The sequence below is a fragment of the Cypionkella sp. genome (assembly GCF_036782355.1).
Lineage (GTDB): Bacteria > Pseudomonadota > Alphaproteobacteria > Rhodobacterales > Rhodobacteraceae > Cypionkella.
The window spans coordinates 16,599-32,184 of record NZ_DAIPZF010000032.1; the positions used below are offsets into that span (position 1 = coordinate 16,599).

18 protein-coding genes are annotated in these 15,586 nt (G+C 60.5%); 6 read left to right on the plus strand and 12 right to left on the minus strand.

Annotated features, from left to right (window positions below):
• Window positions 1-84 precede the first annotated feature (84 nt).
• Both V7Q10_RS12185 and V7Q10_RS12190 read right to left on the minus strand, forming a co-directional pair.
• Window positions 85-1,311, minus strand: coding sequence for an ROK family transcriptional regulator (locus V7Q10_RS12185; RefSeq protein ID WP_333869379.1), 1,227 nt, complete (start codon window positions 1,309-1,311; stop codon window positions 85-87).
• A gap of 6 nt (window positions 1,312-1,317) precedes the next feature.
• Complete coding sequence (locus V7Q10_RS12190) at window positions 1,318-1,743, minus strand: RbsD/FucU family protein (protein ID WP_333869380.1); 426 nt, start codon at window positions 1,741-1,743, stop codon at window positions 1,318-1,320.
• 224 nt (window positions 1,744-1,967) lie between these two features.
• Here V7Q10_RS12190 and V7Q10_RS12195 point away from each other — a divergent pair, with 224 nt between their 5' ends.
• The 4 genes from V7Q10_RS12195 (at window position 1,968) to V7Q10_RS12210 (ending at window position 5,546) form a co-directional block, all read left to right on the plus strand.
• Window positions 1,968-2,978: a substrate-binding domain-containing protein gene (locus tag V7Q10_RS12195; RefSeq protein ID WP_333869381.1), complete on the plus strand. Its 1,011-nt coding sequence runs from the start codon at window positions 1,968-1,970 to the stop codon at window positions 2,976-2,978.
• A 104-nt stretch (window positions 2,979-3,082) separates the two neighbouring features.
• A complete protein-coding gene (locus tag V7Q10_RS12200) occupies window positions 3,083-4,162 on the plus strand; it encodes an ABC transporter permease (RefSeq protein WP_333869382.1) in 1,080 nt (359 codons plus the stop codon).
• The gene (locus V7Q10_RS12205) at window positions 4,159-4,944 is read left to right on the plus strand and encodes an ATP-binding cassette domain-containing protein (RefSeq protein ID WP_333869383.1); all 786 of its coding nucleotides are present in this window, start codon (window positions 4,159-4,161) and stop codon (window positions 4,942-4,944) included. Before V7Q10_RS12200 ends, V7Q10_RS12205 begins: the two co-directional genes overlap by 4 nt.
• Window positions 4,941-5,546, plus strand: coding sequence for a nucleoside triphosphate hydrolase (locus tag V7Q10_RS12210; protein ID WP_333869384.1), 606 nt, complete (start codon window positions 4,941-4,943; stop codon window positions 5,544-5,546). Before V7Q10_RS12205 ends, V7Q10_RS12210 begins: the two co-directional genes overlap by 4 nt.
• Here the strand turns inward: V7Q10_RS12210 and V7Q10_RS12215 are convergent.
• A complete protein-coding gene (locus V7Q10_RS12215) occupies window positions 5,543-6,466 on the minus strand; it encodes a DMT family transporter (protein ID WP_333869385.1) in 924 nt (307 codons plus the stop codon). The genes V7Q10_RS12210 and V7Q10_RS12215 overlap by 4 nt on opposite strands.
• A gap of 68 nt (window positions 6,467-6,534) precedes the next feature.
• On the opposite strand from V7Q10_RS12215, the gene ade reads away from it, so the two are divergent.
• The gene (gene ade, locus V7Q10_RS12220; RefSeq protein ID WP_333869386.1) at window positions 6,535-8,235 is read left to right on the plus strand and encodes an adenine deaminase; all 1,701 of its coding nucleotides are present in this window, start codon (window positions 6,535-6,537) and stop codon (window positions 8,233-8,235) included.
• 283 nt (window positions 8,236-8,518) lie between these two features.
• On the plus strand, window positions 8,519-9,247 hold the full coding sequence (locus V7Q10_RS12225; RefSeq protein WP_333869387.1) for a CatB-related O-acetyltransferase: 729 nt from the start codon (window positions 8,519-8,521) through the stop codon (window positions 9,245-9,247).
• 67 nt (window positions 9,248-9,314) lie between these two features.
• Here the strand turns inward: V7Q10_RS12225 and ureG are convergent, their stop codons facing one another.
• The 9 genes from ureG to V7Q10_RS12270 form a co-directional block, all read right to left on the minus strand.
• A complete protein-coding gene (ureG, locus tag V7Q10_RS12230) occupies window positions 9,315-9,935 on the minus strand; it encodes an urease accessory protein UreG (RefSeq protein WP_333869388.1) in 621 nt (206 codons plus the stop codon).
• Window positions 9,932-10,573 (minus strand): urease accessory protein UreF, encoded by a 642-nt coding sequence (locus V7Q10_RS12235; protein ID WP_333869389.1) that lies wholly within the window; start codon window positions 10,571-10,573, stop codon window positions 9,932-9,934. Before V7Q10_RS12235 ends, ureG begins: the two co-directional genes overlap by 4 nt.
• Complete coding sequence (locus V7Q10_RS12240) at window positions 10,566-11,039, minus strand: urease accessory protein UreE (RefSeq protein WP_333869390.1); 474 nt, start codon at window positions 11,037-11,039, stop codon at window positions 10,566-10,568. The genes V7Q10_RS12235 and V7Q10_RS12240 overlap by 8 nt, the downstream gene beginning before the upstream one ends.
• A gap of 88 nt (window positions 11,040-11,127) precedes the next feature.
• Window positions 11,128-11,352, minus strand: a complete 225-nt coding sequence (locus V7Q10_RS12245) for a hypothetical protein (RefSeq protein WP_333869391.1) — start codon at window positions 11,350-11,352, stop codon at window positions 11,128-11,130.
• 123 nt (window positions 11,353-11,475) lie between these two features.
• On the minus strand, window positions 11,476-13,182 hold the full coding sequence (gene ureC / locus V7Q10_RS12250) for an urease subunit alpha (protein ID WP_333869392.1): 1,707 nt from the start codon (window positions 13,180-13,182) through the stop codon (window positions 11,476-11,478).
• Window positions 13,182-13,502: an urease subunit beta gene (locus V7Q10_RS12255; protein ID WP_333869393.1), complete on the minus strand. Its 321-nt coding sequence runs from the start codon at window positions 13,500-13,502 to the stop codon at window positions 13,182-13,184. Before V7Q10_RS12255 ends, ureC begins: the two co-directional genes overlap by 1 nt.
• A gap of 9 nt (window positions 13,503-13,511) precedes the next feature.
• The gene (locus V7Q10_RS12260; protein ID WP_333869394.1) at window positions 13,512-14,060 is read right to left on the minus strand and encodes a HupE/UreJ family protein; all 549 of its coding nucleotides are present in this window, start codon (window positions 14,058-14,060) and stop codon (window positions 13,512-13,514) included.
• Window positions 14,061-14,069: 9 nt separating this feature from the next.
• Window positions 14,070-14,372, minus strand: a complete 303-nt coding sequence (locus tag V7Q10_RS12265; protein WP_333869395.1) for an urease subunit gamma — start codon at window positions 14,370-14,372, stop codon at window positions 14,070-14,072.
• A 9-nt stretch (window positions 14,373-14,381) separates the two neighbouring features.
• The gene (locus V7Q10_RS12270; RefSeq protein WP_333869396.1) at window positions 14,382-15,191 is read right to left on the minus strand and encodes an urease accessory protein UreD; all 810 of its coding nucleotides are present in this window, start codon (window positions 15,189-15,191) and stop codon (window positions 14,382-14,384) included.
• Window positions 15,192-15,586: the final 395 nt, after the last annotated feature.

The window sequence follows — 15,586 nt, forward strand, 5'->3', positions numbered from 1 at the left end:
GCGTCGAAATCGTCGCGGCGGGTGGAGCTAGAGATAAAGATTTACCCGCGCGGTTCAAGGGTTAATCCCCTGAATTCCTATGAATTAGACGCCGCGCCCTGCTGCGTTCTGATCAATCAGATAGCGTTGCGACAAAGGAATCGCCGCAGCCCCCAGCGCGCGGGCGTCCGGGCCGATGGTGCCTTCGCGGATCATCGGCGGGTCTATGCCGTCCAGATCCAGACTGTGCAGCGCCAAATGCGTGCGGCGCGTGATCTCGGCGCGCACTTCGGCGGGCATCCAGCCGTCGATCATCACGGCTTCGATTTCCAGCAAGGTCGCCGCTGTCAGCGCAGCCCAAGCCAGACCATTTGCGGCCTGATCCATCCAGTCTGACAGGATCTGCGGGCTGACCGTCCAATGATCGGGACGCTCCCACAGATAATCAGAAACCTCGCCCGCAGCTTCCATCGCATCGGCAAGCTTTGACATCGACGCCGCAGCAATCAGGCGTTCGACCTGCCCGTTCTTGCCCTGCACCGGCAAGGGGCCCGCGCCTGCGGCATTGCCCGAGCGGCCCAGAAACAACTGGCCGTTCAATACCAAACCACCGCCGATAAAGGTGCCAAAGTAGAAATAGAGGAAATCTTTCGGCCGTTCGCCGGTGCCAAACACCAATTCGGCCCCGCAGGCCGAGGTTGCGTCGTTTTGCACATAGGTCGGCAAGCCGGTCAGTTGGGCGATTTCGGCCTGAATGTCGCTGTGCCGCCACGCGTCCATTTCTGCTTGCGGCGCGCCGATGAATTGCACCCAGCTCCACAGCTGAAACGGCATGGCGATGCCGATGCCGCTCACGCGCGGGCGCTCTTCTGCCGAAAGCTTTGCCAAGGCCAGTGGCAGGGCGCGGGCTGTAAAGCCAACCACATTGGCGGGCGAGGGATAGCGATAGGTCTGGCGCTGGCTGGCGCGGACCTTGCCTTGAAAATCGACCAAGGTCAGATCAACCGAGCGCCGACCGATTTTAATGCCGACAAAAAACGCGCCATCCGGGTTTAGAAACATCGGCACCGAGGGCTGGCCAATGCGGCCCCGGATCGGTTCGCCGCGCAGCAACAGCCCGTCTTGTTCCAGCCCGCGCATGATCACCGAAACGGTCTGCGCCGAAAGCCCCGTGATGCGGGCAATATCAGATTTCGCCAGACCGCCATGCTGGCGCACCAAAGACAGCACAAGCCGTTCATTATGGTCGCGCATGCCCGATTGGTTCGAGCCGCGCAGACCAATGTCTTCGCTGCCTTGCCGATCCGGAATGGTGTCCGCGCCCAATGCCATGCTGTTTTAACCGTCTAAATCTATCGCCAAAGCCGCCTTGCGCAGGATGACATTGGCGAAAAGTGCGGGCTCTGAGGTGGCGACAATTGCATAGGCCCCACGCACGCGAGGGTAAAGCGCCTCGCCCAGCAGCGGCGTGACGCTAAAGCTTTGGCCACTGGCGGCGCAAAGCGTGTCGACCGCTTGATGAATTGGGCCAACCTGCGGCGGGGTGTTGTTCAGGGCTGCGCGAAAGGCAGCCTCGACCGGCAGCACTTTCAGAATCGCGGCAAGCAGCGGCATCAACGCGATTCCATCGGCGCGAATCAGGCGGCGGGCATGTTCTGCCGCCGGATAATTGCCATCAACCAAAGCAATTTCATCGCCATGCCCCATCGCACGCAGCGTATGAAGAAGGTCTGGTCCCAGCAAAGGGGAGATGCCGATCAACATGATAAGTCGAGCTTTCTGCGTGGGTCTGAGGGTGCATTACACCCCATTTAGCTGCCCAGACTGCGGGAGGGAAGGCGGCCTGTCAATATTAAATCACTCTGATTTATTTAACTTGACGTAGCGGCTCGAATCATATCATTTGTTCCCATCGCGATGCCTGAATGGGTGTCGACGTAAGGTTTCTAACGGGGGGCTAATCCCCTAATTCCTTGGGAGGACGACCAATGAAATTCACCACCAAAGCTCTGCTGGGCGCTGCTGCTGTTGCCCTGATGGCTGGTTCGGCTTCGGCCGGCGATCTGGCTTGCCTGATCACCAAAAACAACACCAACCCCTTCTTCGTAAAGATGAAAGAGGGCGCTGAGGCTGCTGCGACCGCCGCTGGCCTCGACTTCCAAGCCTATGCAGGCGAAAAAGACGGCGACGCTGCTCCGCAGATCACCGCAATTGAAAACTGCATCGCTGGCGGCGCCAAGGGTATCTTGATCACCCCATCGAACGACTCGGTCGGCCCAGCCCTGAAAGACGCCCGCGCTGCTGGCATCTTGGTTATCGCTCTGGACACCCCGCTTGCCGATACCGAAGCTCAGGACATGACCTTTGCAACCGACAACTTTGAAGCTGGTTTGCTGATCGGCAAATGGGCTGCTGCAACCATGGGCGACACTTCGGGCGCCAAGATTGCAATGCTCGACATCAACAAAGACAACATCTCGGTTGACGTCGCACGCGACACCGGCTTCCTCAAAGGCTTTGGCATCGAAGTTCCTGATCTGACCGTGATGGGTTCGGAAACCGACGCACGCGTCATCGGTCACGAAACTTCGGACGCAAACCCAGAGGGCGGTCTGCGCGCGATGGAAACCCTGCTGGCAAAAGACCCAGACATCAACGTGATCTACACGATCAACGAGCCTGCTGCTGAAGGCGCTTATCAGGCGATGAAGAACGCTGGCAAAGAAAACCAGGCTCTGATCGTTTCGGTTGACGGCGGCTGCCCAGGCATCGCTTCGGTCAAGTCGGGCGTTATCGGCGCAACCTCGCAGCAGTACCCACTGCTGATGGCGTCCAAGGGCATCGAAGCTATCGTTGCTTATGCAAAAGACGGCACCAAGCCAGCGGCTTCCGACGGTTTGACCTTCTTCAACACCGGCGTGAACTTGGTCACCGACAAGCCAGCTGAAGGCGTGCCGTCGATCGACAGCGCCAAAGGCACCGAGCTTTGCTGGGGCTAATCTAGCCAAAGCCTAGCAGTTTAAAATGAAGGGCGGCTGTCAAAGGTCGCCCTTCTTCCATAGCGGAGCTTGGGGCTTCGAGGTGATTCTGGGAGATATTCGCGATGAGCGCAGAAGACGCACCAACCAAAACAATTTCCGACTACGAGGCCCCGCTGGCCAAATCAGATACCTCGGTCGCCAGTTTCGAACGTGACGACAAAGGCCTTGTGCCGCGCCTCCGCAATTTCCTGCGCGCCTATCCGACCACGATCCCGGCCCTGGTGCTGGTGATTTCGATCATCGGGTTCAGCATTGTAGCGCCACGCTTCATGAGCCTTGGTGCGCTGTCGGTTATCCTGAAACAAGTCACTGTCACCGGCTTTATTGCCCTTGCCCAAACGCTGATCATTCTGACCGCTGGCATTGATTTGTCGGTTGGTGCGATCTTGGTGTTGTCGTCGCTGATCATGGGCAACCTTGCCGTGGTCACCGGATTGCCCGCTGGGCTTGCAGTTCTGATCGGGATTTTCTTTGGTGCGCTGATGGGGCTGGTCAACGGGCTTTTGGTCACCAAAGTCCGGCTGCCACCTTTCATCGTTACCCTTGGCACGCTGTCGATCTTTGAATCGATCAAGCTGTGGTATTCGCAATCTCAGTCGATCCGCAACGTCGATATCGAAGCCAAAGCGCCCAGCCTGTTGTGGTTTGGCGATGGTCTGAATTTCGGCGGCGCAAGTCTAAGTTACGGGGGCATCGCCCTTATTCTGTTGGCGGCAATCCTTTGGTATGTGCTGACCAACACTGCTTGGGGCCGCCATGTGCACGCCATTGGCGACGATCCCGAGGCTGCAAAGCTGTCTGGTATCAACGTCAATTGGGTGCTGACATCGGTTTATGTTGTGGCGGGGGCCATCTGTGGCTTTTCCGCTTGGATCGCCATCGGCCGTGTGGGGTCGGTTTCCCCGATTGCTTTTACCGATATCAACCTTGCTTCGATCACCGCTGTGGTGATTGGCGGCACCTCGCTGTTTGGCGGGCGCGGCTCGATTGTTGGCTCGGTTCTGGGGGCGATGATCGTTGGTGTGTTTATCACCGGCCTGTCTTTGGCGGGTGTCGATGACTACTGGCAAAAATTCGCGGCAGGCTGCCTTGTGATTATCGCAGTTGCCCTTGATCAATGGCTGCGGAGGGCTTCGCAATGAGTGATGTGCAACCAATCCTGTCGGCGCGCGGGCTGCTAAAGCGCTATGGCACTGTTGTGGCGATGAATGGCGCAGATTTCGATCTGTATCCGGGCGAGATCACAGCAGTGATCGGTGACAATGGTGCTGGCAAATCCACCCTGATCAAGGCCTTGGCGGGGGCGGTTATCCCCGATCACGGCGAGATCACGCTGGAAGGCAAGGTGATGAAGTTCCGCGGCCCGCAAGATGCGCGCAGCATGGGGATTGAAACCGTCTACCAAAACCTTGCGATGTCGCCCGCGCTGTCGATTGCCGACAATATGTTTCTGGGCCGCGAATGGCGCAAGCCCGGCATCATGGGCTCGGTGTTTCGGCAAATGGACCGCCCGCGGATGGAGAAATTCGCCCGCGATAAGCTTTCGGAACTGGGTCTGATGACGATTCAGAACATCAACCAAGCCGTTGAATCGCTTTCGGGCGGCCAGCGGCAGGGCGTTGCTGTGGCCCGCGCGGCGGCCTTTGGGTCTAAGGTTGTGATCCTTGACGAACCCACGGCGGCTTTGGGCGTCAAGGAAAGCCGTCGGGTGCTAGAGCTGATCCGCGACGTGCGGGCGCGGGGGATTCCGATCATCCTGATCAGCCACAACATGCCGCATGTGTTCGAAGTGGCCGACCGCATCCACATCCACCGTCTGGGCAAGCGTCTTTGCGTGATTAATCCCAACGACTATTCGATGTCGGATGCCGTGGCCTTTATGACCGGTGCCAAGGTGCCGGAAGGCGTGGAAGAACAGGCATGACACCTGCTGATCTGGCAGATCTGATCCGCCAGAAGGCGAAAGGGCAGGGGCGGTTTTTGGTCGCCCTTGCTGGACCACCGGCGGCAGGCAAATCGACGCTTGCGGCCGAACTGGTCACCGCTTTGGGTCAATGCGCCAAGGCGGTGCCGATGGACGGCTTTCATTACGACGATGCGGTGCTGATCGCACGCGGCGCGCGGGCGCGCAAAGGCGCACCTGATACCTTTGATGTGCAAGGCTTTTTGCACCTGCTGCGCCGCTTGCGCCACGAGGCCGAGGTGGCAATTCCGCTGTTTGACCGCGCGCTGGAAATCAGCCGTGCTGGCGCTGATATTATCGGGCCCGCCGATCAGATTTTGGTGGTCGAAGGCAATTACCTGCTGTTCAAGCAATCCCCTTGGCCAGAGGCTGCAGCGCTGTTTGATCTGACCGTTTGGATCGACGTGCCGCTGCCCGAGCTGGAGCGCCGCTTGCTGGACCGCTGGGCGCGCTATGGCAAATCCGAGGCCGAGGCGCGGGCGTGGATCGAAGGCAACGATCTGCCCAATATTCGCACCGTGATTGCAGGCTCTGCCCCGGCTGATGTGGTGCTGGCGGGCTAACCCTGTGGCGTCATCGCCTTGCGGCCCTTGCTGCGCTCTAGTCCCAATTTGCGTTCGCGCCAGATGATCAGAATGCCCGCAAAGATCACCAGCCCCGCTCCGCCGAGCATGGTCAGGGTCGGCACTTCGGCAAAGACGAAATAGCCGATCGCCAGCGCAAAGATCATCGAAGCATAGTCAAAGGGCGCGATCAGCGAGGCATCCGTGCCGCGATAGCTTGAGGTCAGCAAGATCTGCCCGACTCCGCCCAACAGCCCCGCCAGCACCAAGGTGGCAAACTGCCAAGCATTTGGCATCGCCCAGCCGAAGGGCAGCGTGGTCAGTGACAGCACGGTCGAGGTCAGTGAAAAATAGAACACGATGGCGGCGGTCTTTTCGGTATTGACCAGCTTGCGCACAAAAACCTGCGCCAGGGCCGAGCAAAACGCCCCCGCCAGCACCAGCATTGCGCCCAAAGCCTCGCGCTGCGAGGCGACATCGCCGCTGACCACCGTCAGGCGCGGCGACAGCACGATCATCACCCCCGTCAGACCCAGCGCCACCGCCGAGATGCGAAACAGCCGCACCTCTTCGCCCAGAAACATCGCCGCAAACACCACCACCAGCAGTGGCGAGGCATAGCCAATCGCCGTCACCTCGGGCAAAGGCAAGAACCCAAGCCCCGCAAAGCCCAAGCCCATCGCCAGCGTGCCCATCAGCCCGCGCCAGATATGGCTGATCGGGTTATGCGCCTGAAGTCCGGTTGCGAGTTCGCGCCGCATGGCCAGCCAAGCCACGATGACAGGCAGCGCAAAGAACGAGCGAAAGAATACCGCCTCGCCGGCAGGAATATCGGCGGTGGTGGTTTTGATCAGCGACGACATCACGATAAACACCAAAACCGAGCCAACTTTTAAGGCTATTCCTTGAAGAGGGCGCATAACACTGCCTTTGGGTTGGATTTGGAGCTGTTGCAGGGCTAAGGTTCCTCATTCCAAAGGAGATTACCATGCCCAAAGCACCGCTTGGCGACAGAATTGATCAGGGGCGCGGCCTTGTTCCCGCTGATATCGTGCTGAAAGGCGGGCGGGTGTTTGATCTGATCACCGGCGACTTGGTGCCCAGTGATGTGGCGATCTGTGGCGATTGTATCGTGGGGGTCTTTGGTACCTACACTGGTGTGCGCGAGATTGATGTGCGCGGCAAGATCCTTGTGCCGGGGTTTATCGACACGCATCTGCATATCGAATCCTCGCTGGTGACACCGTTTGAATTTGACCGCTGCGTCAGCCCGCATGGGGTGACAACCGCGATTTGTGATCCGCACGAGATTGCAAATGTCGCAGGGCTGGCGGGGATCAGCTATTTTCTAGAGGCCAGCAGCCGCACGCTGATGGATATTCGGGTGCAGCTGTCGTCTTGCGTGCCCTCGACCCATATGGAGACCACCGGCGCGCGGCTGGAGGCAAGCGATCTGACGCCGCTGATGGATCATCCGCGCGTGATCGGTCTGGCAGAATTCATGAATTACCCCGGTGTCTTGCACCGCGATGCGGGTTGCATGGCCAAGTTAGAGGCCTTTCAGGGCCGCCACATCGACGGCCATGCGCCCTTGCTGCGCGGCAATGATCTGAACGGCTATATCGCGGCGGGCATTCGCACCGAACACGAAGCCACCAGCTATGACGAGGCTTTGGAAAAGCTGCGCAAGGGCATGCGGGTGCTGATCCGCGAGGGCTCGGTGTCGAAAGATTTGCACGCGCTGGTGGGGCTGCTGACCGAACGCTTTTCGCCCTATCTGTGTCTGTGCACCGATGATCGCAACCCTTTGGACATCGGCGAGCAGGGGCATCTGGACTATATGATCCGCACCGCGATTGCTTTGGGGGCCGCCCCTTTGGCGGTCTATCGCGCGGCCTCGCTTTCGGCGGCCGAGGCCTTTGGGTTAAAGGATCGCGGGCTGATTGCGCCGGGCAAACGGGCCGATATTGCGGTGATTGATACGCTTGAGGCCTGCAATGTCGCGCAGGTCTTTACCGGCGGGGTCGAGATCAGCGCCGCAGCCTTTGCCGCCCGCGAGATCTTGCCGCCGGTGGCACGGCATTCGGTCAAGGCGCCACGGATCACGGCGGCAGATTTTCGCAGCAGCGGCAATCGGGTTCAGACACCGGTGATCGGGATCATCCCGGGCAAGATCGTCACAGAGCATCTAAGCTATGACATCGCGCCGCAAGATGGCGACAAGCGCCCAGACATTGCCCGTGATCTGGTGAAAATCGCGGTGATCGAGCGGCACGGCGTCAATGGCAACCGCGCCACCGGCTTTGTGAAGGGCTTTGGCTTGCAGCGCGGTGCGATTGGCTCGACGGTTTGTCACGATCATCACAACATCGCGGTGGTGGGGGCGGATTATGAGGATATGGCGCTGGCGGTGCAGCGTTTGGGCGAGATTGAGGGCGGCTTTGTGGTGGTTGAGGGCGGCCGCGTGCTGGCGGAACTGGCGCTGCCGATGGCGGGGTTGATGAGCCTGAACAGCTTTGAAGCGGTGCGCGCCGATCTGGTGGAGCTGCGCGCGGCGGCCAGATCTTTGGGGGTGGTGCTGGAGGAGCCGTTTTTGCAGTTGGCGTTTTTATGCCTGCCAGTGATCCCGCATTTGAAGATCACCGATCACGGTATGGTGGATGTGGACCGGTTTGAGGTGATGCCCTGAGGCGACAGGGGCTGGCCGCCGGGGCGCTGCCCCGGACCCCGGGATATTTTTGCCAAGATGAAGGTGGCGGCGGGGTGGGTTTGCTCTGCCGGCTTGGGATTTTTGACCCTGGTGGGGCTTTTCCTTGTGAAAGACGGCAAGAAGCTTTGCGGCAGTCTTGGTTTGGGATTGAGGGCTGCGCTGCACTGTGGCCTGGGCCTTTCCTGACATTTGCGTTTTTGGTCTGGGCCATCTATCAATCTTGCAGTTAGCGGTTCCGCCATTTGGGTCGATTGTATAAAATATGATGAAGAGATTAGATGCTGAAATAGCCGCCGTTCTGCATCGGGATTACGGCATTGGGTTTCATCCAAAGGTGACGGGCAGCATCGCCATTAAAAATGGGGATGCGCTTTTTGAGCGTTTTAGCCAGCACAATCCTGGTCGATTTATGCCGCTTGGATCTTATAGTTATACTCACAGCTTTTTCCCTCATGTTGCGCGCATTGGGCGTTATTGTTCCCTTGGCGCAGGGATTGAGGTGATGGGGGCTCATCATCCGATCGATTGGATTTCAGCCAGTCCAGTGTTTTACAGTCACAAATGTGCGAAACGCTGGAAAAGTGGTCGAAGCTCTTTTCCAGCGTTTCAAGATATGGGGCCGCCAGTTGAGATTGAAAATGATGTTTGGATCGGCAACGGCGTCTTGCTGGCGCATGGGGTCAAATTGGGAACAGGCTCTATTATTGCGGCCCGTTCAATCGTAACGCGCGATGTGCCGCCTTATGCAATTGTTGGTGGCGCAGCTGCGCGGTTTATTCGCTGGCGTTTTGATGAAAAAATCATCGAAAAGTTGCTGAAATCGCAATGGTGGCAGTGGCCTATTTCGGCTTGGGATGAAACAGACCCTCGCGATATTTCAGCATTTATAGACCGCGCCACCGAAGTGCGAGAAACGCTTTTGCCGATGCCTGAGCTGCGTATGACAGCAAATGAACTTATCGCCGGTCTTGCGAAGCCTGCTGAAGCATAGCTCGGTTGCAGCCAGCTTGCAGAGATGGCTGCGATAGGGGGTTATCTTACTTTTATGGTTGTTTTGCCTAGCGCAGCACAAGCCCGCCTTCGGTTTGCAAAAACTGCACGACCGCGTCGATGCCGATGCCTTTGCGGATTTGTGCCATGACATAGGGGCGGGTGCCGCGGGCGGTGGCGGTGTCGGATTGCAGCAAGGCCAGATCGACGCCGACGTAGGGCGCGAGGTCGGTTTTATTGACCACCAGCAGATCAGAGCGGGTGACGCCGGGGCCGCGTTTGCGCGGGATGTCTTGGCCGGCGGCGGTGTCGATGACGTAGATCGAGAGGTCTGCAAGTTCGGGCGAGAAGGTGGCGGCCAGGTTGTCGCCGCCGCTTTCGATCAGGATCAGGTCGAGGTCGGGGAAGGCTTGGCGCAGATCGGCGACGGCGGCAAGGTTGATGCTGGCGTCTTCGCGGATGGCGGTATGCGGACAGCCGCCGGTTTCGACGCCGCGAATGCGGTTTGCCGGCAGCACTTGGGCGCGGGTCAGGTAATCGGCATCTTCGCGGGTGTAGATGTCATTGGTGATCACCGCCATCGAGCAGCGCTGCGCCAAGGCGCGGCAAAGCTGTTCGGTCAGCGAGGTTTTGCCGGCACCCACGGGGCCGCCGATACCGATGCGCAGAGGGCCATTTGGGTGTGTCATGTGCGAAATATCCTGACGGGCATGGTTTCATGGAGCATGGCGGCCAGATCGGCACGCGGGGTGGTGGAGGAAAGCGCTGAAAGCGGCAGGCTGGCGTAAAGCGCGGCCAGATCGGTGATTAGCGGCGCGAGCGTGGCCAGGGTCTTTTGGGCCTCGGTTTGGCCTAAGGGCATGAAGCGGGTGGCTGCCGAGGTGAGCTGGGCGCAAAGCCCTTGCAGCCAGAGGCAGAGCACCTCGCTTGTGGGCAGATCCAGCTGGGCGGTGGCCGCCCCCACCGCCACCGCATAGGGGTGAGGTGCTTGGGGTTGGCCGGTGATGGCACTGATGGTGGCGGCAAAGGCGCGGCCTTGTTCCAGCATCTCGGTCACCCGTTCGGCGCTGGGGGCATGGGCCAACGCCAGATCGCTGAGCGCTGTCAGATCGGCATCGCGCCCACGGGCATGGGCCAGCAGGATCGCATCGGCGCGGCCCGAGCCAAAGCGCAGCACTGCGCTGATCCAAGCGCCCAGATCGGCGGCGCTGCGGATGTCGCCTGCGCTGATCGCCTGTTCAAGCCCTTGCGAATAGGCAAAGGCTCCGATCGGGAAGGCGGGAGAGAGCCATTGCGTCAGCCGCAGACGGTCGGTTGCCTCAGCCATGGGTCAGCGCGAAATGTCCGGCGGGGCCGTGATCGTGGCCCATGGTGCGGCCGTGGCCATAAGCGCCGCCTTCGGGGGTAAAGGCCGCGATTTGCAGCGTCAGGCTGGCGCCAAGGCCTTTCAGCATCGCCTCGATCACCGGATCGCGGCGGATCACCAGATGATCGCTGCCGATCTGACAGGGCGTGTGGCGGTTGCCGATGTGCCAAGCAAGCCGGGCGAGGTTGCCAGTCAGGCGCACCACGGGTTCGGCTGCGGCCAGAATGGCGATGGCGCGGCCGTCATCCAGATGAAAGGCATCGCCTTGGTTGACGCTTGTCGTCTCGGCCAGATCGACCATAAAGCTGGCGCCTGCATCGGTGGTCAGGCGTTTGCGGCGCAAAAAGCGCTCGTCATAAGACAGGGTGACGCTGTCGATGGTTTGGCCTTTGTGGCCGCGAAGCAGGGTGCGGGCGGGCAGCAGCATGGGGACCTCTAAAACAGAAAAACGCGCGCCGCAGCGGACTGCGGGCGCGCGTTTGCATGGCAGGAGCAGGCCGAAGCGGCCTGCGGCATTAGATGTAGAAATGCGCACCGAAAATGCGGCGCACTTCGCCGTCGCGGGTTTTGCCCTGTGCGGCAAGTTGGGCGTCGCTCAGCGCGTTCAGGCGGTTGATTTCCTGCATGCGTGGCCCTGCTTCTGCCAAAGCGATCAGCCCATTGGCGACGGCTTTGAACGGTGCGGCAAGGATATGTCCCAGCGAGCGGGCTGGTGCGGTAAAGAATGCGGTCTGTGTCATTGGAAACCTCTTGTTTGATCCAAGTGTTTCCCCCCTGCGCAGAATATGACAGCAAAGCCGTGGCTGAACAACGGCTTATCCGGCATTGCTGCATTGCAGCATGTGCATGGCTTGGCATCGGCATCAGAACAGGAAATAGCGTTGCGCCAGTGGCAGTTCGGTGGCGGGCTGGCAGGTCAAAAGCTCGCCATCGGCGCGGACTTCGTAGGTTTCGGGGTTCACCTCGATCTGCGGGCGGGCGTTGTTCAGGATCATATCGGCCTTGCCAATGGTGCGGGTGCCGCTGACGGGCAGGGTGGTTTTGTGCAGGCCCAGCTTGGCGCCGACATCATCGGCTTGCGCGGCTTGGCTGACAAAGGTGACGGACGTTTGCGCCAAAGCGCGGCCATAGGCGCCAAACATTGGGCGCGAATACATCGGCTGCACCGGGATCGAGCCGTTGGGGTCGCCCATTTGCGCCACCACAATCATGCCGCCCATCAGCACCATTTCGGGCTTGGCCCCAAAGAAGGCGGGGTTCCACAGCACCAGATCGGCGCGCTTTCCAACCGCGATCGAGCCTACATGCGCCGCCACACCATGGGTGATCGCGGGGTTGATGGTGTATTTCGCCACATAGCGGCGCGCGCGCAGGTTGTCATTCTCGCCGGTCTCATCGCGAAGCCGGCCGCGCTGCTGGCGCATCTTATGCGCGGTTTGCCAGGTGCGGGTGATCACCTCGCCAATCCGCCCCATGGCCTGGCTGTCTGATGACAGGATCGACAGCGCGCCGATGTCATGCAGGATATCTTCGGCGGCGATGGTCTCGCGCCGGATGCGACTTTCGGCAAAGGCCACATCTTCGGGGATCGAGCGGTCAAGGTGGTGACAGACCATCAGCATGTCGAGATGTTCCTCAACCGTGTTGGCGGTATAGGGCATCGTCGGATTGGTCGATGATGGAATGATATTGGGCGAGGAGACCACGCGCAAAATATCGGGCGCATGGCCGCCGCCCGCGCCTTCGGTGTGAAAGGCGTGAATGGTGCGGCCCTTGATGGCCGCAAGAGTATTTTCCACAAAGCCGCTTTCGTTCAGCGTATCAGTGTGGATCATCACCTGCACATCCATGTCATCCGCGACCGACAGGCAGCAATCAATCGCGGCGGGGGTGGTGCCCCAATCTTCGTGCAGTTTCAGCGCCGAGGCCCCTGCCTTGACCATTTCCACCAAAGCCTCGGGCTGGCTGGCGTTGCCCTTGCCTGAAAGACCAAAGTTCATCGGGATGCCGTCCAGCGCTTGCAGCATCCGGCTGATGTGCCAAGGGCCGGGGGTGCAGGTGGTGGCAAGCGTGCCATGCGCGGGGCCGGTGCCGCCGCCAAGCAGCGTGGTCACGCCGGAATGCAGCGCGTCTTCGGCCTGTTGCGGGCAGATAAAGTGGATATGCGCGTCCATGCCGCCCGCAGTCAGAATGCGGCCTTCGCCTGCGATAATCTCGGTGCTGGGGCCGATGATGATATCGACGCCCGATTGCGTGTCGGGGTTGCCGGCCTTGCCGATTTTGTGGATCAGCCCGTCGCGCAGGCCGACATCGGCCTTATAGATGCCGGAATGATCCAAGATCAGCGCATTGGTGATGACGGTGTCCACCGCCCCGCCTGCCCGCGGGATCTGGCTTTGGCCCATGCCGTCGCGGATCACCTTGCCGCCGCCGAATTTGACCTCTTCGCCATAAGTGGTCAGATCGCGTTCCACCTCGATGATCAGATCGGTGTCGCCAAGGCGAATGCGGTCGCCGGTGGTGGGGCCATACATGGCCGCATAATCGGCGCGGGCGATGCGGGTGGACATCAAAGCTCTCCCATCACTTGGGCATTAAAACCAAAAACGCGGCGCAAGCCACCATAGGGGGTCAGCCGCACCTCGCGCGATTGGCCGGGTTCAAAGCGCACGGCGGTGCCTGCGGCAATATCAAGCCGCATGCCGCGCGCGGCCGCGCGGTCAAAGGCAAGGCCGGGGTTGGTCTCGGCAAAGTGGTAATGGCTGCCAACCTGAACCGGACGATCGCCGGTATTGGCGACCATCAGCGTGATGCTGGGCTGGCCTGCGTTGATCTCGATCTCGCCAGCGGCGGCAAAGATCTGACCTGGAATGCATGTGGGGGATGTCATTGTCACGTCCTATGCAAAGGCCAAGGCCAGACCTGCCACCGCAGTGGCACCGCCCAGAAACCGGATCACGCGGCTCGTCAGCGCCAGCCCAAGCCCAAGGCCAAGCCCGTGCAGACAGGCCGATGCCGCAACAAACCCAAGCGCATAAAGCGCCATGCCCTGCGCAGGCCCTTCGGCGCCATGGGCAAAGCCATGCGCCAGACCAAAAGCCGCAACGCCTAGCAAAGACACCGGCAGCGCCGGACACAGCGCAAGCGCTGTGGCCGTGCCCAAAAGCAGGATCGAGGCAAGGATCATCGGCTCGACCAAAGGCAGCGCCAAACCGCTTGCCCCCATCATCCCGCCCGTCAGCAGCGCCAGCACAAAGCTTAGCGGCATCGCCCAAACCGCCCGCCCGCCGCTGACCGTGGCCCAAAGCCCAACCGCAACCATCGCCAACAGGTGATCGGCGCCGCTGAAAGGATGCAAAATCCCATCCAGAAACGGCTGGTCAAAATGCCCGCCCGGATGTGCAAAGGCGGCGGTTGGAAACAAGCTAAGTGCTAGGATGCGTTTCATATCAGCCTCTTATCGAATGGGGTGGTGAACGGTGACAAGCTTGGTGCCATCGGGGAAGGTCGCCTCGACCTGCACCGCGTGGATCATCGAGGGGATGCCCTCCATGCATTGCTCGGCGGTGATCACATGCGCGCCGGCCTGCATCAGATCGGCGACGGTTCGGCCATCGCGAGCGCCCTCGACGACGAAATCGGTGATCAGGGCAATCGCTTCGGGGTGGTTCAGCTTGACGCCGCGCGCAAGCCGCCCTCGTGCCACCATGGCAGCGACAGAGATCAGCAGTTTTTCACGCTCTCGCGGGGTTAGGTTCATGGCAGGCTCCTAAAGTTGCCACACGCGCGGCAGCGGGCCCTGACGCAGGGCGGCAAGCGCGGTGGCGATTTGTTGTTTCAGCGGCCAGCTGTCGCGGGCCAAAATGCGGGCGATACATTTGCCGTCCCAAGCCGAGGCTGCGGCATGGCAATCGGGGTGCGTCAGGGCTGCACGCAAGGGTGCCAGCGCATCTTCGGCCTGCGGCGCGATCCAGGCGATCACCGCAAAGGCACGCGCATCGCCCATCAGCGCGGCGTTCGCGGTGGCAAGAAATTCTGGCGTGATCTGCAAGGTTTCCGCCCAGATCGGGCGACCATCGCGGGTGACCATGCGCCGATCGGTCAGCCGCGCGCGGGTTAGGCTTTCGCCCATCGCATGGCGGCCCAGCACCACGCTTTCAACCAGCAAACAAGCAGCATCGCCCGTCAGATTAATTGTGGTCGCGCGTTGCAGGTGGCTGTCTTCAAACAAAATCGTTTCCTGCGGCAGCCAATCCAGCCGCGCGCCATGTGCCACCTGCGCGCTGACCTCGGCATGGGCTGCGGCCCCGCGCGAGGCATAGGCACGCTCGGCGGTTTGGGTGGTGGCAACGATTTGGCAATCGGTTGCAATATCAAGATGATAGCCCAGCCTGTCGCCATCGGTTAGCCCGCCGGATGTGTTTAAAAACACCACCTCTGGCCCGCCCGAAACCCGTGGCAGCATCGCCTTGGCAGACCCGCGCTGCGCCAGATCGGCCAGCCGATTGCCCGCCGCAAAGGCGACAAACGCGCGACCAAGCGCGCGCTGCATCGGAAAATCGGCGGGGGCTGCAAGCATGAAGGGCTCCTCTGCCGTCAGCTAACCACCGCTTTGCAGGTGGCGGAACACGGCGCGAGGGCTGGCCGTGCGGATCGAGGCGCTGGCGGCTATGTTTGCTGTAAAACTCACCGCTTTGATTACTTTTTAGGCATATCGATAAGCTGGAGGCAGCCTCTGTGGTATGCCCGTTCTTGTGGGGCTTGCCGATCAGGTGGCGCTTCAGCTGCGGCTGCAAACGGCCGGCTCTGGGTTCGGCGCCTTTTGCGGATCTGAGTGATTCTGTGGCGCGGGGGCACAGCAGGGCGGGCGTGGCTGCCAGAGCTGTGCTGTAGGTCTCTGATTATCCTCAAGACTATGGCGCGCCCAGTCTTTGGGCAGGTTTTAAAGGGTTTTGTTGACAGCTTTCTTAAAAG